This window comes from Burkholderia cepacia (assembly GCF_001718835.1).
In the GTDB taxonomy this organism is placed as follows: domain Bacteria; phylum Pseudomonadota; class Gammaproteobacteria; order Burkholderiales; family Burkholderiaceae; genus Burkholderia; species Burkholderia cepacia_F.
This window is the reverse complement of sequence record NZ_CP013444.1, coordinates 2,235,352-2,255,694: the sequence shown is the minus strand read 5'-3', so window position 1 is coordinate 2,255,694 and position 20,343 is coordinate 2,235,352. Positions and strand designations below refer to the sequence as shown.

General features: G+C 68.7%; 17 protein-coding genes. 4 read left to right on the top strand and 13 right to left on the bottom strand.

Annotated features, from left to right (window positions below; translation table 11 throughout):
* Nucleotides 1–4: 4 nt before the first annotated feature.
* From WT26_RS29975 to WT26_RS29955, 5 genes are all read right to left on the bottom strand, one after another.
* Nucleotides 5–2,287, bottom strand: coding sequence for a xanthine dehydrogenase family protein molybdopterin-binding subunit (locus WT26_RS29975; protein ID WP_069271436.1), 2,283 nt, complete (start codon nt 2,285–2,287; stop codon nt 5–7).
* Nucleotides 2,288–2,420: 133 nt separating this feature from the next.
* On the bottom strand, nt 2,421–3,068 hold the full coding sequence (locus WT26_RS29970; protein WP_060050325.1) for an isochorismatase family protein: 648 nt from the start codon (nt 3,066–3,068) through the stop codon (nt 2,421–2,423).
* A 16-nt stretch (nt 3,069–3,084) separates the two neighbouring features.
* A complete protein-coding gene (locus WT26_RS29965; RefSeq protein WP_069271435.1) occupies nt 3,085–4,125 on the bottom strand; it encodes a 2,5-dihydroxypyridine 5,6-dioxygenase in 1,041 nt (346 codons plus the stop codon).
* Between the two features lie 32 nt (nt 4,126–4,157).
* Nucleotides 4,158–4,988 carry an alpha/beta fold hydrolase gene (locus WT26_RS29960; RefSeq protein WP_069271434.1) on the bottom strand — a complete coding sequence of 277 codons (831 nt, stop codon included), beginning with the start codon at nt 4,986–4,988 and terminating at the stop codon, nt 4,158–4,160.
* Nucleotides 4,989–5,018: 30 nt separating this feature from the next.
* Nucleotides 5,019–5,771, bottom strand: coding sequence for an Asp/Glu racemase (locus tag WT26_RS29955; protein ID WP_059910810.1), 753 nt, complete (start codon nt 5,769–5,771; stop codon nt 5,019–5,021).
* Nucleotides 5,772–6,059: 288 nt separating this feature from the next.
* On the opposite strand from WT26_RS29955, the gene WT26_RS29950 reads away from it, so the two are divergent.
* The 3 genes from WT26_RS29950 (at nt 6,060) to WT26_RS29940 (ending at nt 10,311) form a co-directional block, all read left to right on the top strand.
* A complete protein-coding gene (locus tag WT26_RS29950; RefSeq protein ID WP_059860380.1) occupies nt 6,060–7,217 on the top strand; it encodes an FAD-dependent monooxygenase in 1,158 nt (385 codons plus the stop codon).
* A gap of 126 nt (nt 7,218–7,343) precedes the next feature.
* Nucleotides 7,344–7,847 carry a (2Fe-2S)-binding protein gene (locus WT26_RS29945; protein WP_059771135.1) on the top strand — a complete coding sequence of 168 codons (504 nt, stop codon included), beginning with the start codon at nt 7,344–7,346 and terminating at the stop codon, nt 7,845–7,847.
* A complete protein-coding gene (locus tag WT26_RS29940) occupies nt 7,837–10,311 on the top strand; it encodes a cytochrome c (protein WP_069271433.1) in 2,475 nt (824 codons plus the stop codon). Before WT26_RS29945 ends, WT26_RS29940 begins: the two co-directional genes overlap by 11 nt.
* A gap of 78 nt (nt 10,312–10,389) precedes the next feature.
* Here WT26_RS29940 and WT26_RS29935 read toward each other — a convergent pair whose 3' ends face one another.
* The 6 genes from WT26_RS29935 to WT26_RS29910 all read right to left on the bottom strand — a co-directional run bounded on the left by WT26_RS29935 (nt 10,390) and on the right by WT26_RS29910 (nt 17,180).
* Nucleotides 10,390–11,532 carry a trypsin-like serine peptidase gene (locus WT26_RS29935; RefSeq protein WP_230461652.1) on the bottom strand — a complete coding sequence of 381 codons (1,143 nt, stop codon included), beginning with the start codon at nt 11,530–11,532 and terminating at the stop codon, nt 10,390–10,392.
* Between the two features lie 572 nt (nt 11,533–12,104).
* Nucleotides 12,105–13,577 carry an alginate export family protein gene (locus WT26_RS29930; RefSeq protein ID WP_080485767.1) on the bottom strand — a complete coding sequence of 491 codons (1,473 nt, stop codon included), beginning with the start codon at nt 13,575–13,577 and terminating at the stop codon, nt 12,105–12,107.
* Complete coding sequence (locus WT26_RS29925) at nt 13,577–14,488, bottom strand: VOC family protein (protein WP_069274658.1); 912 nt, start codon at nt 14,486–14,488, stop codon at nt 13,577–13,579. Before WT26_RS29925 ends, WT26_RS29930 begins: the two co-directional genes overlap by 1 nt.
* Nucleotides 14,489–14,542: 54 nt before the next feature.
* Nucleotides 14,543–15,007, bottom strand: coding sequence for a DoxX family protein (locus WT26_RS29920; RefSeq protein ID WP_177309694.1), 465 nt, complete (start codon nt 15,005–15,007; stop codon nt 14,543–14,545).
* A complete protein-coding gene (locus WT26_RS29915; protein WP_069271431.1) occupies nt 15,007–16,896 on the bottom strand; it encodes an amidohydrolase in 1,890 nt (629 codons plus the stop codon). The genes WT26_RS29920 and WT26_RS29915 overlap by 1 nt, the downstream gene beginning before the upstream one ends.
* On the bottom strand, nt 16,893–17,180 hold the full coding sequence (locus tag WT26_RS29910) for a XapX domain-containing protein (protein ID WP_042588776.1): 288 nt from the start codon (nt 17,178–17,180) through the stop codon (nt 16,893–16,895). The genes WT26_RS29915 and WT26_RS29910 overlap by 4 nt, the downstream gene beginning before the upstream one ends.
* A gap of 280 nt (nt 17,181–17,460) precedes the next feature.
* Between WT26_RS29910 and WT26_RS29905 the strand changes: the two genes are divergently transcribed.
* A complete protein-coding gene (locus WT26_RS29905; RefSeq protein WP_010094738.1) occupies nt 17,461–18,153 on the top strand; it encodes a hydrolase in 693 nt (230 codons plus the stop codon).
* Between the two features lie 137 nt (nt 18,154–18,290).
* On the opposite strand, the gene WT26_RS29900 is transcribed toward WT26_RS29905, so the two are convergent.
* Both WT26_RS29900 and WT26_RS29895 read right to left on the bottom strand, forming a co-directional pair.
* Nucleotides 18,291–18,977 carry a YoaK family protein gene (locus WT26_RS29900; RefSeq protein ID WP_060154855.1) on the bottom strand — a complete coding sequence of 229 codons (687 nt, stop codon included), beginning with the start codon at nt 18,975–18,977 and terminating at the stop codon, nt 18,291–18,293.
* Between the two features lie 164 nt (nt 18,978–19,141).
* Nucleotides 19,142–20,050: a helix-turn-helix domain-containing protein gene (locus tag WT26_RS29895; RefSeq protein ID WP_059714760.1), complete on the bottom strand. Its 909-nt coding sequence runs from the start codon at nt 20,048–20,050 to the stop codon at nt 19,142–19,144.
* Nucleotides 20,051–20,343 lie beyond the last annotated feature (293 nt).

Here is a 20,343-nt window from a genome sequence, read left to right as displayed (position 1 = left end):
ACGCTCAGGCGCAACCCGCCACCGGTCCGGTCGCTTCGGGCGCGAGCAGCCGGCCTGCCGCACGCAGGCCCGCGCGGATCGTCTCGGGCGTAAAGGGCGGCGCGTAGAAGCGCACGCCTGTCGCATCGAAGATCGCATTCGCGAGCGCCGCCGGGCCGGGCAAAGATGCGGACTCGCCCGCGCCGAGCGGCGGCTCGCCCTGCCTCGGCATCAGCACGACGTCGACGGCCGGCACCTCGTCGAACGTCAGGATCGGATAGCTCGCCCATTCGCGCGACGCGACCTTGCCGTCGACGAACCGCACGCGCTCCTTCAGCGTGCGGCTCAGCACCTGGATCACGTTGCCGTGGACCTGGTGGCGCACGCCGTCCGGATTGATCATCGTGCCGGTATCCTGGCCGACGGTGATCCGCTCGACGCGGATCTCGCCCGTCGCGTGATCGACCGTCAGGTCGACGACCCACGCGGACCAGGCCGCGCCGAATCCCGGAAAGCGGCTGTGCACGTAGCGCGCATACGCGATGCCGCGGCCGTACGCGACGCGCGCGGCGTCCGGCGCGCGGCGCGGGCGGGGCGTCCATCCCGCGCGCGCCGCAACCGCTTGCAGCAGTTCGGCGGCACGCATGTCGTTCAGATGGCGCAGGCGGAATTCGAGCGGATCGACACCGGCGATTGCCGCGCATTCGTCGGCGAACGCATCGTGCGCGAACGAATTCGGCAGCGCCGACACGCCGCGAAACCACGATGCGCGGACGAGCGGCGCGAGATCCTCGCAGACGAAGCGGCGACTCGGGCAAGCATAGGGCGACACGGCGGTCCGGTCGCCCATCTCGAACACGCGCGGCCCGGGCGCGACCACGCCGGTCAACAGCGACGCGAGCAGCGGCGCGTCGTTCGACGGATAGCGGGTCGAGAAGTCGTAGCCGAGCAACCGGCCGTCGCGGCTGACCGTGCCGGTCACCTGCATCACCTGGCCCGCGCCTTTCGGTTCCCACACATGTTCGTCGGCGCGCGACAACTGCACGCGCACCGGTTGCCCGACCGCGCGCGACAGCAGCAGCGCGTCGCCGCACACGTCGTCCGCGCCGTTGCGGCCGTAGCAGCCGGCCGCTTCCATCCGCACGATGTCGAAGTCGGCTTCGTCGCGCACGACGAGAGTCGCGAGGTCGCAGCGCAGCGACGCCGGGTTCTGCGTGCCGGACCACACGGTGATCCGGCCGTCGCCCGGCGCGCGATAATCCGCGACCGCGCACGACGGGCCGATCGAGCCGTGCATCTGGTACGGCCACGCATACGTGCGCGACAGCGTGATCGCGCCGGGCAGCGCGCGGGCGGCGTCGACGTCGCCTTCTTCCAGCAGCGGGCGGCGCCGCGCCGGCGCGGCCGAGATTGCGGCGGCGGGGGCGTCGAGCGGCGGCAGCGCGGGAAGCGGGCGCCACGTCACGCGCAACTGGCGCGCCGCGCGTATCGCGTGTTCCTCGCGTTCGGCGACGACGCCGACGAAATCGCCCTCGACGACGACGGCGCGCAACCCGGGCACGTCCGCGACCGACGCGCGATCGACGTCGACGAGCGACGCGCCGACGAACGGGCCGCTGTCGATCCCGGCATAGGGCGGCCTGACCACGCGGCCGTGCAGCATCCCGGGCACGCGCACGTCGTGCACGAACGTCAGCGCGCCGGTTGCCTTGGCCGGAATGTCGACCCGCGGCGACGCGCGGCCGACGATCCGGTACGTCGCCGGATCCTTGGTGGGCGTGTTCAGGTCCAGTTCGAGCGCGATGCGCCGCCCGGCGACCAGGTCGGCGAACGTCACGCGGCGCGCATCCGGCTCGCCGGTCGCGAAGATGCAGCCGTCGTCGCTCGACAACCGCGCGGCGGCGACGCCGAGGCGTTCGGCCGCGAGCTGCAGCAGCGCGTGTCGCGCCTGCGCGGCCGCGCAGCGCAGCGGCACCGCGGAAATCTGGATCGTCGCGCTGGCGATGGTCGGGCCCTGGTTCGGTGTCGTCGCGGTGTCGCCGAGCACCATCGAGACTCGCGCGGCGGGCACGTCGAGCTCCTCGGCGACGATCTGCGCGAGCGACGTGCGGATGCCGGTGCCGAGATCGACGTGGCCGTTGAACCCGAGGATGCGGCCGTCGTCGAGAATCGCGACGAACGCCTCGGGCCGGTCGGGCACGTACGACGACAGGCTGCCCGGCTGGCCGGGCGCGGGCTTGACGGGCGGCGCGGGCTGCCGGATCAGGGCCAGGCAGCCGTCGCGCACGAGCAGTTCGGAAGGGTTCACGGTCAGGCGTTCCAGTCGGGCCGATAAGGGGCGGCATCGGCGCATGACGCGCCGCGATGCCGCCGTGCCGCCGCATTCGACGCGAACGAATTTAGGCGGCCAAAAGCGGCGCGTCAATCGCGCGGCGGTTGCCCTAGCGCGCGTGCACCGCATCGATCGCCGCGATCGCGGCGTCGAGCGGCATCACGGCCGCGTACTTCTGCTGCATGTCGAACAGGTTCGCGTCGTGCGGCGCGATCGCGCGGTCGCCGACGCAATCGGACAGCACGAGCGGCCGAAAGCCGTGCGACATCGCGTCGACGACGCTCGCGCGCACGCAGCCGCTCGTCACGGCACCCGCGACGAGCAGCGTCTGCACCGCGCGCTGCGTGAGCCACGCGCTCAGTTGCGTGCCGAAGAACGCGGACGGCACGGTCTTGCGCACGACGAGCTCGCCTTTGGCGGGCGTGAGCTCGGGCACGATCGCGCTGTTCGGGTGATCCTCGGTCAGCGTCGCCATCCCGGGCACCTTCAGCGAGAACACGTTGTCGTCGCTGCCGTCGGCCGCGTACACGATGCGGCTGTGCGCGACCGGCCAGCCGCGCCGGCGCGCGAGCGCCAGCACGTGCGTCGTGCGTGCGATCGCCGGCGCGATGTTGCCGCCGCCGAACGTCGCGGGATCGGCGAAGCCGACGACGAAGTCGACGATCAGGAGACCGATGTTGCCATGCGGCGGCAGCGGCGTGCCGAAGCCCTGCTGCTGGTAGACGTGCGCTTCGGCGTGGCGGGAAAGGTCGTTCATCGCGGGTCTCGGTTCGTCAGGCGGGTTGATCCATCACGCGGCCGTCGCGCACGACGGTCTCGCCGTCGAGCGCGACCGTGCAGCGGCGCAGCGGAATGTCGATGTGACAGGCCGTCGTGCGGCTGCCGCCGCCTTCGTTGTTCGGGCCGAGCGAGAACAGGAAGTTGCCTTCGAACGCGCGCGCGTCCATCCCGATCGTCGCTTCGCGGTCGTACAGGCCGAGCGTCGACCAGCGCGCGCGCGGCTGCAGCCCCCAGCCGATGTGCGAGATCGCATAGCCCTCCGGGTCCGCGAAGGTCTCCATGTAGTCGCGCAGCAGGTCGGCGTCGACGCCGCCTTCGATGCGCGTCGCGTAGCCGCCTTCGACGGTGAGCGTGATCGGCTCGCTGACGTAGTGCTTCTGCGGCAGCAGGATGTCGCCGCGGTCGATCACGATCGTGCCGCGCGCGGTGCGGTCGTTCGGGTAGGTCAGTGCGAAGCCGCTCGGCCAGTGGTCCCAGCGGCCCGGCGCGTCGACGAAGCCGTATTCGGCGGTCGGCGGGAAGTCGCCGAGCGGGCAGGTGAGCGCGGTGCCGGCCGCCGAGGTCACGCGCATCTCGCGCGCGGCGGCGATTTTCGTGGCGGCGGCCAGCACGCGCGTGCGGTCGGCCTGCGTCGGCACCATGCGCGCGAGCACTTCCGGCGGCTCGACCGCGAGCAGGATTTTCGTGCCGGACTTCAGGATGTCGTGCTGCTCGGGCGAGAACAGCAGCGTCATCAGGTCGAGCACGAGGTCGCTCGCCTTCAGCGCCGCGATCGCCGCGCGGTTGCCGGTGAGCGGCGTCGTGCCGAGGTACGCGAGCGGATCGCGGCTGAACGCCTTGTCGCCGTTGACGGGCGGCAGGTCGAGCCGGTTCACGATCGCGCCCATCATCTGCGTCGCGATCAGCGCGCACGACAAGGTTTGCGGGTGGGTGGCCGGGCTCGTCAGGATCGTGACGGTCTGGCCCGGTTCGAGGCGCGACAGCGTGAGCACCTGCTTCCACGCGTCGATCAGTTGAGTATCGCTGACTGGCATCGTCGGCTCCGGTATGTGCGTGAAGGAAAGGGTCAGGCCGCGAGCGGCGCGCCGAGGAACGCGCCGAACGCCGCGTAGAAGCCGGCCGCGTTGTCCCATGGGATCATGTGGCCCGCGCCGGGCACGCGCACGTGCCGCAGCGACGGCGTTGCGCGCTGCAGCTCCGCGACGTCGTCGTCGCGCACGACGTCGCCGTGCTCGGCCGTGATCAGCAGCGCGGGCACGTCGAGCCGCGCGGCGTCCGCGTGGAAATCATCGGTATGGAAGCCTTCGTACGACGCGCGCACCGCGCGCTCGTCGCACGTATGCAGCCACTCGGCGCGCAGTTGTCGCTCCGCGTCGGTCCAGGTCGGGCAGAACGCGCGCATCCCCTCGGCGTCGGTGCCGGTGCGCGCGAGCGCCATCGAGTCGATGTACCACGGCAGCTTGCCCGGATACGGGCGGCGGCCCGGGCCCGACACAGGCGGATCGACGAGCGCGACCGCTTCGAGCCCGCGCGGGCGGCGCAGCGCGGCGCGCGCGGCGATCCGCGCGCCCATCGAATGGCCGACGAGGCTGAAGCGCGACAGGCCGAGCGCGGCCGCGAACGCCACGACGTCGTCGGCCTGCGCGTCGAGGCCGTAGTCGAGCGCGGGCGACGCTTCGGACAACCCGCGGCCGCGCACGTCGAGCACGTAGGTGTCGAACGCCGCGCCGAATACGTCGCCGACGAAGCCCCACGTGATCGCGGGGCTCGTGATGCCGGGGATCAGCACGACGGCGGGCCGTGCCGCGCGCGCGTGAGTTGCGCCGCCGTAGCGCAGGTAATGCTGGCGGATGCCGTTCGCATGAACGTTCGCGCCGTACAGGAAGGTCGAGGGCATGGATGGGCTCCGTTCGAGAGGTGGCGCGCGTCAATACGCGCCGGACAACAGTGCGCCCGCGCCCGGCACGACCGGCTCGAGGTCGAGCTCGCGCAGCATCGCGTAGGTCGTCGCGATCGCGGCCGTGATCACGGGCTTGCCCGTCATCGCCTCGACCTTCGCGACCGCCGGCAGCGACGGCATCTGCACGCATGCGGACAGCACGATCGCGTCGGCGTCCTGCCACGGGAGCGTCTTCACGATGTCGGGCAGGCGCGCGGGATCGTGGCGGCCGACGTCGAGGTTGTCCGGAATCTCCAGCGCGCGGTACGCGAGCACGTCGAAGCCTTCGTGGCGGATGTAGTCGACCACCAGTTCGGTGAGCGGCAGCATGTACGGCGCGACGACCACGATGCGCTTCGCGCCGATCACCTTCAGCGCGTCGACGAGCGCGCCCGCGCTCGTCAGCACGGGCGCCTGCGCGCCGTTGTCCGCGGTGTGCTTCGTCAGGCGCGCCTGCGACACGCGGTGATAGCCGTGGCCCATCGCCATGATCGCGACGAGGCATGCGTAGCCGAGCACGTCGACGCGCGCGTCGCTCAGCTCGAGCGCGCAGCGGTCGGATTCGGCGTCCATCGCCGCGAGTTCCTCCTTGACGACCTTCTTCATCCGCATCCGGCTCGAGTGATACGTGAAGCGTTCGGGGCGAATCGTTTCGCGCAGCCGCAGCATCGCGGGAATCTCGGTTTCCATCGTCGTGTTGGAACTCGGCACGATCTGGCCGATGCGGTAAGTCTTGCTCATGGCGGAAGGCTCCGTGGCGGGTAAGGGCGGCGAGCGCACTCGGGTTCGATCAAAGTCTAGTGTGTACGTTTGAAAACTGCAACGTATCAAAAACCCGGCGGCATGCTTGGTTAACCATTTGATGCTCTATTGAAGGGATTTGTACGTGTTTTACAGTATGTGAAGGCAGCAGCAAACAATCTCCTTGTTGGAATTATTATGAGTGTGTACGCTACATGGACGCATCATCAACCAGCCCGCTCGAGGACCTTCGACACAGCGGGATCACGTCACGTTCAGGAGATCCGCATGAGCAAACCCCGTATCGCAATCATCGGCGCCGGTCTCGGCGGCACGGCCGCCGCCGGCCTTCTGCAGCGCAGCGGCTACGACGTCGCGTTGTACGAGCAGGCGCCCGCGTTCTCACGCCTTGGCGCCGGCATCCACCTTGGCCCGAACGTGATGAAGGTCATGCGGCGCATCGGCTGCGAGGACGCGCTGAACCGGATGGGTTCGCACCCGGATTGCTGGACCAGCCGCGACTGGCGGACGGCCGACGTGATCGCGCGGATTCCGCTGGGCGACTACGCGCTGAAGACCTACGGCGCGAGCTACTTGACCGTGCATCGCGGCGATTTCCATGCGCTGATGACGCAGGCCGTGACGCCCGGCACGATCCGTTTCGGCAAGCGCCTGGCGTCGGTCGACGACACCGGCGACGCGGTGCGCCTGTCCTTCGCGGACGGCAGCGTCGAGACCGCGGACATCGTAATCGGCGCCGACGGGGTGAATTCGCGGATCCGCGAGCACCTGCTCGGCGCCGCGCCGCCGCGCTACACGGGGTATGTCGCGCACCGGGCGGTGTTCCCCGCGTCGCTGCTCGGCAACAAGCCTTACGACATGTGCGTGAAGTGGTGGTCGGAGGATCGTCACATGATGGTCTACTACGTGACGGAAAAGCGCGACGAGTACTACTACGTGACCGGCGTGCCGCAGGCCGAGTGGCCGGAAGGCGTGTCGATGGTCGACAGCAGCCGCGACGAGATGCGCGAAGCGTTCGCCGGCTTTCATCCGGATATCCAGCACCTGATCGACGTCTCGCCGTCGATCACCAAGTGGCCGCTGCTCGAGCGCGACCCGCTGCCGCTGTGGAGCCGCGGCCGCCTCGTGCTGCTCGGCGACGCGTGCCATCCGATGAAGCCGCACATGGCGCAGGGCGCGGCGATGGCGATCGAGGACGCCGCGATGCTCGCGCGCTGTCTCGACGAGGTCGGCGCCGGCGATTACCCGGACGCGTTCGCGCTGTATGAGGCGAACCGCGCGGCGCGCGCGTCGAAGGTGCAGCGCGTGTCGCACGACAACACGTGGCTGCGCGCGAACGAAGATCCGTCGTGGGTGTTCGGGTACGATGTGTTCGACGTGCCGCTCGTGTCGCCGTCGCACGACAAGGTGGCGGCGACCACCTGACGAGCGCGGCGCGGCCGCCGGCGCGTGTACGATCCCTGACTGCGCGCAGCGGCCTCGCGCAATGCCGGGCGCTGTCGGCGGCACGGCGTGCTGCGAGGCCCCCAGGCCCATTTTCTGGATCAGCCCATGTCGCATTCCACTTCCGTCGCGGGGCCGCTCGCGCTTTGCGTCAACGGCGTGCAGCGCGCCGTCGACGAAGCCGCGCCCGATACGCCGCTGCTCTACGTGCTGCGCAACGACTTCGCGCTGAACGGCCCGAAGTACGGCTGCGGGCTCGGCCAGTGCGGCGCCTGTACGGTGCTGATCGACGGGCAGGCGACGCGCTCATGCGTGGTGCCCGTCGCCGCGGCGGCCGGGCGGACGGTCACGACGCTCGAAGGGCTCGGCTCGCTCGATGCGCCGCACCCGATCCAGCGGGCGTTCATCGACGAACAGGCAGCGCAGTGCGGCTACTGCCTGAACGGGATGATCATGAGCACGAAGGCGCTGCTCGATCGCAACCCGGCGCCGGACGACGACGCGATTCGCGACGCGCTGCGCTTCAATCTGTGCCGCTGCGGCACGCATCTCGAGATCATCCGGGCGGTGCATCGCGCCGCGCGGTATCTGCGACACGACGATGAACAGTGAACCGACGACGCACGCGCACGGCGCGCCCGGCGGCGCGGACGTCGACGCGGCCAGCCCGGGCGGCGATGCGTCCCGATACCGGCACGCGCAATATCGATGGCCGACGGACGATCCGGACGCGCGCGCGGCGCTCGACGTCGAAACCCGTACCGCCTATGACGGCCGCATGACGACGTGGCGCTACCGCGCGCAGCTCGATCGCCTGTCTGACGAATTGCGTGCGCCGGTTGCCGCGAATTGCGCGGATGCGCCGGCGACGTTCGTCTATCGGCACGCGCACGCGTCGGTCGAGATCGACGATGCAGGCCGTGCGATTCCACCGCATGCGCACGTGTTCGCGCGCGAGTCGTTCATCGACGAACTGGCGGGCGACATGGGGCGCGATCCGGTTGTGCTGCGTCTCCAGCATCTCGATCCACGCGACGATGCCGGTCCGCGCGAAGTCATCCGAATGGTCGCGGAGCGGGCGGCATGGGGCGCGTCGGCCGGATCGGCGAGCGAACGGCCGTCATCCCGGCTGCGCGGGCGCGGCTTTGCTTTCGACGGCGCGGTGGCGGCGATGGGTGGGGCAGGCGTCGAGCGGGCCGGAGCCGGCAATGACGACGCGCACGCCTTCGCCGCGACCGTTGATGGCGGGTCGGCAGGCAAGAGCGAGACGACCGACAGGCAGGCAAGCTGGACCGCGTGGGTCGTCGACGTGGACGTCGACCGTTCGACCGGCGACGTCGCCGTGCGGCGCGTCGTGGCCGGGCGGGGCTCGGGGCAGCCGGGTAGCGCGACGCTGACGGGATTGCCCGCGTCGCAGATCGAGGCGACGATCTCGCGCGTGATGGGCGCGCGCCTGTCCGCGCGTCCCGCTCATGACGAGGCGGACGGGCACGCGCGGGCGGCCGTCTCGCACGAACTCGTGGCGATGCGCGACGTCGCGGCGGACGCGCGTCCGCTCGCGCTGTCGGCACGGGATGCACAACGCATCGACGAGGCCGCCGCGCCTGCGGCGGCAGCGATCGCGAATGCGCTGTACGACGCGACCGGCGTCCGGTTTCGTGCGCCGCCGTTCGATGCCGAAAGCATTCGCGCCGCGTTGATGCGTGCCATACCGGTCGACACGCACGAGCGCGCGTCGTCGAAGTCCGCGATGCGTTCCGCAATGCCGCGCTGGCGTCGCTGGCTCGGGGGCGGCGGCATGGTCGGCGGGCTGATCGGCGTGGCGTGCACGCTGCTGCCCGGCCCCGCGCCGATCGCGCCGGTTGCGGCGGGTGGGGTGGGCGGGGCGGACGGCGCGATGTGGAGCGCGGCGACGCTCGAGCGCGGCCGACAGATCGCGCTCGCCGGCGATTGCGCGGTATGCCACACCGCGCCGGGTGGCCGGGTCAACGCGGGCGGCCTTGCGCTCGATACGCCGTTCGGCACGATCTACACGACCAACATCACGCCCGATCCGGAAACCGGCATCGGCGCATGGACGTATTCCGCCTTCGCGCGGGCGATGCGCGAAGGCATCGCGCGCGACGGCACGCATCTGTACCCGGCGTTCCCGTATACGGCGTTTGCGCGCATGAGCGAAGCGGACCTGCTGGCGTTGTATGCGTACCTGATGTCGCAGCCCGCCGTGAAGCACACGCCGCCGAAAACGAAGCTGCCGTTCCCGCTCGACCAGCGCCGGCTCGTCGCGGGCTGGAACTGGCTGTTCCACGACGCGCGGCCGTTCGCGCCGGCGCCGGATCGCTCGGCGATGTGGAATCGCGGCAAGTACCTCGTCGACGGCGCCGGTCATTGCGGTGCGTGCCACACGCCGCGCAACGCGCTCGGCGCGGAGAAGGGCGGGCTCGCGTATCTGTCGGGCGGCGTCGCGGAAGGGTGGACGGCGCCGTCGCTGGTCGCGTCGAAAGCGTCGCCGGTGCCGTGGACCGAGGATGCGCTGTACGACTATCTGCGCACCGGGTTTTCGGCGCAGCACGGCGTTGCCGCGGGGCCGATGGCGCCGGTCGTCGCCGGACTGGCGGCGCTCCCCGAGTCGGACGTGCGCGCGATCGCGCACTACGTCGCGTCGCTGTCGCCGCACGTCGACGCCGCGGCCGTCGCCGATGCGGCCGCTCGCCAGGCGCGCGGCGCCGAAGCGGCCGCGACGCTCGGCCTCGAAAACGGCCGCCGCGCGTTCGACACGGCCTGCGCGGTATGCCATGCGGAGTCGGGCGGCGTCGGCCATTTCGGCGTGCGCCCGTTGATGGGGCTGAATACGAGCGTGAGCCAGGACGCGCCGGACAACCTGTTGCGCGTGCTGCACAACGGCATCGATCATCCGGCGACCGCCGGGCTCGGCTACATGCCGGGTTTCGGCGACGCATTCGACGACCGGCAAATGGCCGAGCTGGCCGCCTACATTCGCGCGCGCTACGCGCCGGGGCAGCCGGCCTGGCGCGATCTGGAGGCGGCGTCGGCGCGGATTCGGCGGTCAGGCTAGCCGAGCGGCAGGCGAGTCCGCGGCCCGCGCAGGACGGGCGCGGGCCTGCCCGCCGTGTCGCTCGGTTGATGACGGCATTCAACAGGCCGCCGGCGAGCTGGTGCACACGTTATTCACGAGGGGCACGATGTTGCCGCTCGTAAACGGCGACGCGCCTTGTTGCTTGATCGACGGATCGGTATATCCCCAACTCGTCACGCCGACCACGGTGTTGCGAGCGGGCGCACTGCCGAAGCTCGTGCCGTTGAGCACCGGCGCCATGCCAAGATTGACGTGCCACGGCCCGCCGCTCGAACCGCCGGTCATCAGCGAACCGATGATCGTATTGTTCGACGAGCCGGAGGCGACGAATCCCTGGGAGTCGTTGCGCTGCATGAGGCCGCCGCCATCAAGCGCAACCGGGTAGCCGAGCTGGTTGATCAGCGTCGTTCCGGACGGAGTAAAGCCGTAGCCGTTCCAGCCGTAGCCGAACCAGCCGGCACTGTTTCCCGCATACGAGCCTGCTTGCGGGACCAGGACCAGCACGGCCACGTCGTCCTGGCAAATGACGCCCGGCTGCGCACATGGGTCGGTGCCGTTGTAGTACGACGTCAAGACGGTCGCGGACGCCACGCTCCAGACGCCATAGGGCGCCGTTCCATTGCTATATGCAGGCGTGAACACCCAGTTCGAGTAGAACTGCTGCTGACCGAAATTCGCGACGCAATGCGCGGCCGTGACGACGATTCCCGGCTTGATCAGCGAGGCGGAGCACACGTAGGTTGCCGAGCCGATATTGAAGAACAGTTTCCCGGCGGCCCGGAACGGGTAGTAATACTGGGTATTGTCTCCGTTGGCGTTGACCCGGTTCGTCGTGAACGGGTGATTCGACGTGCCGAATTCCTGCGGCTCCACGCCAGGTTGACTCGAATCGCTGGCAGGGGCGAGCTGCACGGGCCGCAGCTTGCCGTCTCCCGTGCCGCCGCGTTCAGCGCCCGGATTCCCGGGGAAGCGCGGTGGCCCGTACAGCATCGAATCGGTCAATGAGGCGGGCGCGACTCTCGGCCGCGGCAGCGGCATCGGCAGCGCATTCTTGAAATCGAGTGTGGCCCTCTGCAGTTTCTGTTCCGGCATGGTGATCTGCGTGATATTGCCTTGGATTTTTATTTGCTGCGCATGAGGGCTCGTCGAAATTAATGAAATTGATGCTATCAAAATGAGTTGATGCCCGGTCCTGTTCATGTCGATCTCCTGCGATCTTGCAATCCGGCGCTTTGTATGGGGACGACCATTGGTCGAAATTTAAAGGCGGTGCTCAATGGGAGAGCAAGGTTGATGCTTGACGCCGTCGAGGTGTCGTCCCGCGGGAATCTGGAATGCACCCCGTTTCGTGATGCGACGAACGCGTGTCGCAAAAAGATGGAATTTACTGTCGGTGTTATTGGTTTTCGAGTGACGGAATTTTTGTGATGTGTTGTCGTGCGCTCGAAACGTTGCGGGTGAATTATTGGAGTAAATTTTTAATTTGAATTCCAGTTTTATGTTGCTTGAGTTGCGTTGAATGGATTCTATGGCAGATTTTGAGGTTTGGAGGGATTTAAATGTGTGATTGATTTGTTGTGGTCGATTGCATTTTATTGTGGTTGTGTGTCTCGTTTTTAATGTCGATTATTGTTGAGGTTTTGCGATTTCGTTTTGATTTTATTGATGATGACGCTGATTGTTTGATTGATCGGTGCGTCAAGGGGCCGAGCTGGAGATTGCGCGGTTGCCGCTTGCCGATCGAATGATCCGGCAAGGACGGCACACCGCGCTCACCATCCAAACTTCAGCTCGACGCCCAGGTACTCGCTGTTGTGGCCGCCCGCGGCCCGGATCGTGTCGCCCACCGCGTAGTACACGCCTTCGACGGCCCCCGTCAGGTGGCTGTTGAACGTGTAGTCCGCGCGCACCTGCGCATACGCGCCGGTCCAGCGCGTGCCGTGTCCGGCCGTGCCCGCGACCGGGTTGGCCGGCTGCGTGTAGACCGCGTCGTCCGTCGTCGCGCGCCACTGGAGCGCCAGCGCGCCGAGCAGCGTGAGCTTCGGCATCGGCTTGACCGTGATCGACGGCTTCACGTGAATCAGGTTCGAGTAGCCGGTGAAGCCGGCGAGCGTGAAATAGTAGCCGTTCGGAAACAGCGGATTGAACGTGCCGAGCGTGCCGTCGCCCGGGTGCCGGTCGCCGGACGCCGCGTCGATCTGCAGCCCGATGCGGGGCGTCCACGCAGCCTTCGCGAACGTGTAGCCGATGCGCGAGCCCGCCGCCCACGCGCGCACGTTCGCGGGGCCGACGCGGCCGGTCTGCCCCATCGCTTCGAGATCCCAGTCGATGCCGTTGGCCGCACCCGCGAAGCGCGCGTCGAACACGTTGCGGCGTTCGTTGCCGCGCGCGCCGACGTAGTGCGCGTTGTCGCGCTCGTACAGCGAGTAGTACGCGGATAGCTCGTTCTTGCCGAGCACCTGGCGCTCGATCCGGATCGTATGGAAGCGCATGTGCGGGTTCGACGTGTCGTCGAACGGCTTGTCGTCGCGATACTGGACCGGCTGGCTGACGAAGCCGATCACGCGCCACGGGCCGCTGACCCAGTTCGCCCAGACCGCGTCGAACGACTGACGCACGTTCGGGCCGTCGCGCGACGACACGAAGCGCTGCAAGTCGAACAGGAAATCCTGCCGCCCGACGCGGAACTTGAGCGTGCCGGCGTCGAACGGCTGCACGAACGACACGAACGCGAGCCGCAGGTCGAGCGGGTTCTTGTCGGTGGGCGTCACGGTGTTCTTGCCGAACGCGCGCGCATCCTCGAACTCGGTGTACAGCTCGACGTGCCGGTTGAGGTGCACGTCGACGTTGAAGTGAAAACGCTGGATCAGGTACGAATCGCCCGCCGTATGCCCGACGCCGAAATTGCCCGCGTCGGTCGATTCGAAACGCTCGCGCAGGCTCGCGCCCAGCGACACGTAGCTGTACGGATCGGTCGACGACAACGGGATGTACTTGAGGCTGTCGAGCGGCTCGGTGCGCAACGCCGGATTCGCGAGCGCATACCAGCGTTCCTGCCAGCGGTTCGTCATGATCGCGGGGCGCTGCGTCGGCAGCGCGTCCGGCACGATCGGCGCGTCGGTCTCCTGCGCGGCGGCCGGCGTCGGCGCGAGCGCCAGCGCCGCGAGCAGGGGTGCGCCGAGCAGCGCGGCGCAGACGCCGGCCGATGCGCGAGGCGGTCGAAACACGGCGTCGGCTTTGCGCATCACGGCTGCGTCACCTGATGAATCTCGGCGACGTAGCCGCCGGGGAACTGCACGATCGCGGCGTCGCGCCCGTCCGCCGCGTACGGCGGCACGAGCACGGTCACGCCCGCGGCCTTGGCCTTGTCGAGCGTTTGCGCGAGGCTGGCGACCTCGTAGCCGGTGGTGTCGCGGCCGTACGGATAGGGCAGCTGGCCGTCCGTCACGAGGACGACCATTTTGCCGAACGGCGATTCGATCCGGACCCGGCGATAGTGGTCGTCGGGTCGGCCGATCTCGACGCCGGGCGCGCGCGCGACGTCGGACACCACCTTGCCGTTCGAGAAGCGCACGAACCCGCGGATCAGCGCGTTGGCGACGTCGCGCGGCACGTAGACGCGGTTCTCCGGCACGCGCTCGAACGGCGCGTAGTCCGGCTTCGTCGTATGGACGTAGAGCTGCATGTTGACGCCGCCCGGCCACTGGATCACGGCGTCGCGGCCGATCGGGTCCGGGAACGTCTCGACCAGCACGCTCGCGCCGGCCGCGCGCGCATCGCGGATCGCGCGGTCGATGTCGCTCACGAGGTAGCCGGTGCGTTCCGCGCCGAACGGGTAGGGCACGGGCGTCTTGAAGCCGAACAGCGAGACCGTGCCGACCGGCGTCTGCAGCAGTTGCGACGTGGTCGAGCTCGGCGTCGGCGTGACGGTCGCGACGACCTGCGGCGTGCTCTTGCCGCCGAAGGTCGCGAGGAAGCTCGCGACGAAGCGGTCGACGTCTTCGGGGGCGACGTACACGTGGGTCGTGTCGTACTGCGGCGCGACCGCAACGGTTTGCGCCGCGACGGGCGGCTGGGCGGCGTACGACGTGCCGGTCGCGCCGATCGAAACGGCCAGGCCGAGTGCCGCGGACAGGAGAAGCGCGTTGAGTTTCATGACGGGTTTCTTTGCTTGGTTTGACATGATGGTTGGAGATACGGGGTGAGCCCGCTATTGGGGGCCGGCGGCGTGATCGTCTGCGCCGCGCTCGTGCAGATCGTGAAGCGCGAGCAGTACGAACGCGCACGCGAGGCCGACGTGTTCGAGGAACGCGGCCGTGGCCCCGAAGCGCGCATCGGGCGGCGCGTGCCAGAACGCGTTCGCGACGTACGCGGCGAACAGCGTGAAGCCCGCGAGCACGCCGGCGCCGAGCCAGCGCAGCACGCCGGTGAGGATCAGCAGCGGCGCGACCAGCTCGACGGCGATCACGAGCGCGGCGACCGGCGCGGCCGGCTCGACGCCGAAGTGCCGCATCTCGGCGACGGCCGCGCCGAAGTCGCCGGCCTTGTGCAGGCCGCCTTGCAGATATGCGGCGCACAGGCCGAGCAGGGCCGGCCAGCGCACGACCCGGCTGCGCGCGAGCGGCCGCAGCAGCGCGGCCGCGTACGCGTCGATCCGGCGGATGGCGCCGTTCATCAAACGGCCCAGCACGCGCAGCCGAGTGCGCCCCAGAACGATTTCAGGTCGGAGGCCGGTACGTCGCTCGACCACGCGCGCGCATGCGCGTGGCCGTGCACGCCGCACGCGCTCGCGCAGCCGCACAGTTGCGCGGCGGCCTGCTGCAGCGGCCGGCCTTCCGCGCCTGCGGCGCTCCAGCCCGCATAGCCGCCGAACGCGCGCACGGGTGACCAGTCGGGCATCGCGGGCGGCAGCGGCGCATCGCGATCGGCGAACGGGCCCGCCGCATAGACGACCTTGCCGCCGACCACGGTCAGCAGCGACGTCGTGTCGGCGATGTCGGCTTCGGCGCACGCGAAGAAGTCGCGGTCCGGCACGATCAGGTCGGCGAGCTGGCCGACTTCGATGCGGCCTTTCCGGCCTTCCTCGTTCGAGAACCACGTGACGTTCTCGGTCCACATCCGCAGCGCCGTTTCGCGGTCGAGACAGTTCGCCTGCGGGTACAGGCGCAGGCCGCCGACGGTGCGCCCGGTGACGAGCCACGACAGCGACACCCACGGGTTGTAGCTCGCGACGCGCGTCGCGTCGGTGCCCGCGGACACCTTCAGCCCCTTCGACAGCATCCGCGCGACGGGCGGCGTCGCCTCGCCGGCCTTCGCGCCGTAGCGCTCGACGAAATACTCGCCCTGGTACGCCATCCGGTGCTGCACCGCGACGCCGCCGCCGAGCGCCGCGATGCGATCCATCGAGCGCTCCGAAATCGTCTCTGCGTGATCGAAGAACCAGTTGAGCCCCGCGAGCGGCGTGTCGCGGTTCACCTTCTCGAACACGTCGAGCGCGCGGCTGATCGTCTCGTCGTAGGTCGCGTGCATGCGCCACGGCCAGCGGTTCTGCGCGAGAATCCGCACCACGTCCTCGAGGTCGGACTCCATCTCCGGCGCCATGTCCGGGCGCGGCTGGCGGAAGTCCTCGAAGTCGGCGGCGGAGAACGCGAGCATCTCGCCCGCGCCGTTGTGGCGGAAGTAGTCGTCGCCCTGCTTGTAGCGCGACGTCTTCGTCCAGTTCAGGAAATCGTCCTTCTCCTGCTTGGGCTTCTGCGTGAACAGGTTGTACGCGAGGCGGATCGTCAGCTGCTTCGCGTCGGAGAGCCGCTGGATGACTTCGTAGTCCTCCGGATAATTCTGGAAGCCGCCGCCCGCATCGATCGCACCGGTCACGCCGAGGCGGTTCAGCTCGCGCATGAAGTGGCGCGTCGAGTTGACCTGGTACTCGAGCGGCAGCTTCGGGCCTTTCGCGAGGGTCGCATACAGGATCGCGGCGTTCGGCTTCGCGAGCAGCAGGCCGGTCGGATTGCCGTTGCCGTCCCGCATGATCTGGCCGCCCGGGGGCTCGGGCGTGTCCTTCGTGTAGCCGACGACGCGCAGCGCGGCGGCATTGAGCATCGCGCGGTCGTACAGGTGCAGGATGAAGACCGGCGTATCGGGCGCGACCGCATTCAGTTCGTCGAGGGTCGGCAGCCGCTTCTCGGCGAACTGGTGCTCGGTGAAGCCGCCGACGACGCGCACCCATTGCGGCGGCGGCGTGATCGCCACCTGCTGCTTGAGCATCTCCATCGCGGTCGCGAGCGAGCGCACGCCGTCCCAGCGCAGCTCCATGTTGAAGTTGAGCCCGCCGCGAATGATGTGCAGGTGATTGTCGATGAGGCCGGGCAGCGCCGCGCGGCCGCCGAGGTCGACGACTTCCGTGCGGCCCGCCGCGAGTGCCATCACTTTGTGGTCGTCGCCGACGGCCGAGAAGACGCCGTCGGTGATCGCGACCGCGCTCGCGGTCGGGCGCGACGGGTTCAAGGTCGTGAAGCGCCCGTTGCGGAGGATGAGATCGGGCGATTTCGCGCTTGACGTGTTCATGAACGGTTCTCCGTGGAATGGCTGGCAACCTGGGTGGCCTGGTTCGCGTTGCGGCCCGGCAATGCGCCGAACATGTGCTGATTGCACTTCGAATCGCGCCACGCCGTGTGGAACGCGGTGCCCGACAGCATCTGCTTCGCGACCGGCACGATCTGCTCGCCGGCGAGGATGCCGAGCAGGCCGACCAGCGCGACGAGCGGCGGTGCGGGCGAGCGCACGTGCAGCAGGCTGTAGATCACGCCGACGAGCACGCCGGCGAGCAACGACAGGACATAGATTTTCATCAGCGGGTCCTTTGGAGGTAGGTCGATGGAATGGCGCACGTGCGGCGCGCGGCCGAATGATTCGCGTGCCTGACGATTGCGTGCGGCAAGCGCCGCGACGAACGCATTGTAGGCAGGCAAGACGCCGTTGCGCCGCGCATCGAGGTTGAATTAAGGAGGTTTAAGGATATTTAAGCGGGACGTTGCTAGCATGGAAAAGACGCCGAAAGGATCGGCATCGTTGATGCGGCGCAAGCCTGCATACCCGTGACGTTTTGATGATTGAGAGGATGAAGCAACCATGAGCAACCCGAAACTCGAAGTTCTCACCCCGGACAACTGCCAGATGATCTTCATCGATCAGCAGCCGCAGATGGCGTTCGGCGTTCAATCGATCGATCGGCAAGTGCTGAAGAACAACGTGGTCGCGCTGGCGAAGGCCGCGAAGACCTTCGACATCCCGACGATCATCACCACCGTCGAGACGGAGAGCTTCTCGGGCTACACGTATCCGGAGCTGCTCGACGTGTTCCCGGATCATCCGCTGCTCGAGCGGACCTCGATGAACTCGTGGGACGACCAGAAGGTGCGCGACGCGCTCGCGAAGAACGGCCGCAAGAAGGTGGTCGTGTCGGGCCTGTGGACCGAGGTGTGCAACAACACGTTCGCGCTGTGCGCGATGCTGGAAGGCGGCTACGAAATCTACATGGTGGCCGACGCGTCGGGCGGCACGTCGAAGGAAGCGCACGATTACGCGATGCAGCGCATGATCCAGGCCGGCGTCGTGCCGGTGACCTGGCAGCAGGTGATGCTCGAGTGGCAGCGCGACTGGGCGCACCGCGGCACGTATGACGCGGTGATGGCGATCGCGAAGGAGCATTCGGGCGCGTACGGCATCGGCGTCGACTACGCGTACACGATGGTGCACAAGGCGAAGCAGCGCACGGCGAACGCCCACGAGATTCTCGCGGCGGTTCCCGCGAACGTGAAGTGATGCCCGTGCATCGGGCCGGCATGCCGGCCCGACGTACAGAAGCGATGCAGAGGTAACGAAGCTGCCGCGTCGGTGATGCGGCAGTTTTTTTCATCGATGCGCGCGCGGCCGGCGAGCCGCCCGCGCGCCGGGCAGGATCAGTGCGCGGCCGCCTCGGGTGCGGCGCGTCGCGCACCGGCCCACCCGATCATCACGAGCAGCGGCGGCAGGAACAGGCACCACAGGCCGGCGGCCAGATAGAGGCCGGCCGCCGCGCCGCAACCGGCGGCGAACGCGGCGACGCTGACCGTCATCCTGCGCAGCCGCGCATCGTCGCCCGGCTTGCGCGGCGCACGCGAGCCGATGCGCTCGCCGAGCGAGATCATGATCTGCGTGACGGTGCCCGTCATCAGCGTGGTCGGCGGCGCGTCGGACAGGTGCAGGCGGTGCAGCGCGTTCTGCACGGCCATCGCGACGACGAGCGTCATGCCGGTCGCGAGCGCGGGCAGCGCATCGCTGTCGGGGAACGGGCCGATGCCCACCGCGAGCACTGCGCCGCACGTCAGCAGCGCGGCCTGCGCGAACAGCATCACGCGCAGCGCGTTGGCGCCGCGCGCGTTCAGCCGGTTCGCGCAGACGGTTGCCAGCACGATCGCGATGCAGAACACGGGCAGTGCCGCGAGCTTCGCGATCGCGCCGGATGTGCCGGACACGAGCGTGGCGCCGAGCGTGACGAAGTTGCCGGTCACGTGCGCGGTGAAGAGGCCTTGCAGCGCGAGAAAGCCGGCCGTGTCGACGAAGCCGCCGTTGAAGCTGAGCAGCACGGGCAGTTTGTTGTCGGTCATGTTCAATCCTGGACGTCAGCGGTTCATGTGCGCGGAACGAAGTGCCGCGCGAGGTGGGTGAGGGTGCCCGGGTGGGCACGCGGGCGCTCGTCGAGGATAGGCGAACCGGCGGACGCGGTCACATGAATTGTTCTGAATGCTGCACAAGCCCGCGATGCGCGCGCTCAGCGGCCGGCGCCGCGCCGCCACGCGCCGGGCGCGTGGCCGACGACCTTCGCGAACACGCGGCTCAGGTGGCTCTGGTCCGCGAATCCGCAGGCCGCGGCGATTTCCGCCAGCGTCATGCCGCTCGTCTCGATCAGCCGGCGCGCCTGCGTCACGCGCTGCTCGAGCAGCCACTGGTGCGGCGTGCGGCCGGTGGTCCGCGAGAACGCGCGGATGAAATAGCCGCGCGACAGGTCGCATTCTTTCGCGACTTCCGCGAGCGATACGCCCAGGTTCGCCTTTTCCATCAGCAGCTCCTTCGCGCGCGCCGCCGTCGCGGGCGACAGCGTGCCCTTGCGGTGGAGGTCGCCCTTGCCCGCATTGCCGTAGCGCCGCGCGAGGTGGGTGCCGATCGCGAGCCCGATCTGCTCGACGAACAGCGTGCTCAGCGCGCCCGGCGTGTCGAGGCTGTCGGCGACCGCGTGCGCGAGATGGCCGAGCACCGGGTCGCACTGATCGGCCGCGCAGGTCAGGCCGGCGATCAGCGCGTCGCCGTGTTCCTCGCCGAGCCGGTCGAGACAGGCTCGCGACACTTCCACGAGCACGAAGTCGAAATTGCCATACAGATCCGCCCGGAATTGCTCCGAGAAATCCCGAATGTAGATCGAGTGGTGCTGGAACGCCCGCTCGACTCGCCGCGCACCCCGATACAACACGCGACGATGCCCGTCCTGCAGTGAAATGCCGATCAGGAAGCCGCGGTCGCAGGCCGGCATCACGATGCGCTCGAATTGCTCGCCCGGCATGCACTTGCGATGAAACGTGATGCCGTCCGCGGCGCGTTCGACATCCTTGGACAGCAAGCCCGACACGCAGCCGAGCGTGTCCTTCGACAGCGGCGCGGGGGGCGCGATGAGGGCACGAGACATGACGCAGGGTCCTTGAAAGGCGCGTGACGCGCGAAAAAATCGATCGCCAGTTTATACGGGACGCGTGACTGGCCCAAGTCTATTTGAACGAAAGTGCGCTGGCTATCGGGCGCGCACGCGCCGATTCGTGCGATTCGCGACCGTCCCGGCGCGGTTGCGCGATCCCGCGGCCCACGCGGGGGCCGCGTATTTTCCTTCAAGACATCCCGTTCGAGCCTCCTTACACTCGGATCGCGCGATGGGCGTTCGGCGTCAGGTTTGTGCAGAAGGGGGCGCGGGGCGCCGATTCCCGG

What these genes read in the sequence shown, in the direction of transcription:
- WT26_RS29955 (WP_059910810.1), bottom strand. Translation starts at nt 5,771, where the DNA reads ATGAGCAAGACTTACCGCATCGGCCAGATCGTGCCGAGTTCCAACACG.
- WT26_RS29920 (WP_177309694.1), bottom strand. Translation starts at nt 15,007, where the DNA reads ATGAACGGCGCCATCCGCCGGATCGACGCGTACGCGGCCGCGCTGCTG.
- WT26_RS29935 (WP_230461652.1), bottom strand. Translation starts at nt 11,532, where the DNA reads ATGAACAGGACCGGGCATCAACTCATTTTGATAGCATCAATTTCATTA.
- WT26_RS29960 (WP_069271434.1), bottom strand. Translation starts at nt 4,988, where the DNA reads ATGCCCTCGACCTTCCTGTACGGCGCGAACGTTCATGCGAACGGCATC.
- WT26_RS29900 (WP_060154855.1), bottom strand. Translation starts at nt 18,977, where the DNA reads ATGACCGACAACAAACTGCCCGTGCTGCTCAGCTTCAACGGCGGCTTC.
- WT26_RS29940 (WP_069271433.1), top strand. Translation starts at nt 7,837, where the DNA reads ATGAACAGTGAACCGACGACGCACGCGCACGGCGCGCCCGGCGGCGCG.
- WT26_RS29895 (WP_059714760.1), bottom strand. Translation starts at nt 20,050, where the DNA reads ATGTCTCGTGCCCTCATCGCGCCCCCCGCGCCGCTGTCGAAGGACACG.
- WT26_RS29970 (WP_060050325.1), bottom strand. Translation starts at nt 3,068, where the DNA reads ATGAACGACCTTTCCCGCCACGCCGAAGCGCACGTCTACCAGCAGCAG.
- WT26_RS29905 (WP_010094738.1), top strand. Translation starts at nt 17,461, where the DNA reads ATGAGCAACCCGAAACTCGAAGTTCTCACCCCGGACAACTGCCAGATG.
- WT26_RS29925 (WP_069274658.1), bottom strand. Translation starts at nt 14,488, where the DNA reads ATGAAACTCAACGCGCTTCTCCTGTCCGCGGCACTCGGCCTGGCCGTT.
- WT26_RS29910 (WP_042588776.1), bottom strand. Translation starts at nt 17,180, where the DNA reads ATGAAAATCTATGTCCTGTCGTTGCTCGCCGGCGTGCTCGTCGGCGTG.
- WT26_RS29965 (WP_069271435.1), bottom strand. Translation starts at nt 4,125, where the DNA reads ATGCCAGTCAGCGATACTCAACTGATCGACGCGTGGAAGCAGGTGCTC.
- WT26_RS29945 (WP_059771135.1), top strand. Translation starts at nt 7,344, where the DNA reads ATGTCGCATTCCACTTCCGTCGCGGGGCCGCTCGCGCTTTGCGTCAAC.
- WT26_RS29915 (WP_069271431.1), bottom strand. Translation starts at nt 16,896, where the DNA reads ATGAACACGTCAAGCGCGAAATCGCCCGATCTCATCCTCCGCAACGGG.
- WT26_RS29950 (WP_059860380.1), top strand. Translation starts at nt 6,060, where the DNA reads ATGAGCAAACCCCGTATCGCAATCATCGGCGCCGGTCTCGGCGGCACG.
- WT26_RS29930 (WP_080485767.1), bottom strand. Translation starts at nt 13,577, where the DNA reads ATGCGCAAAGCCGACGCCGTGTTTCGACCGCCTCGCGCATCGGCCGGC.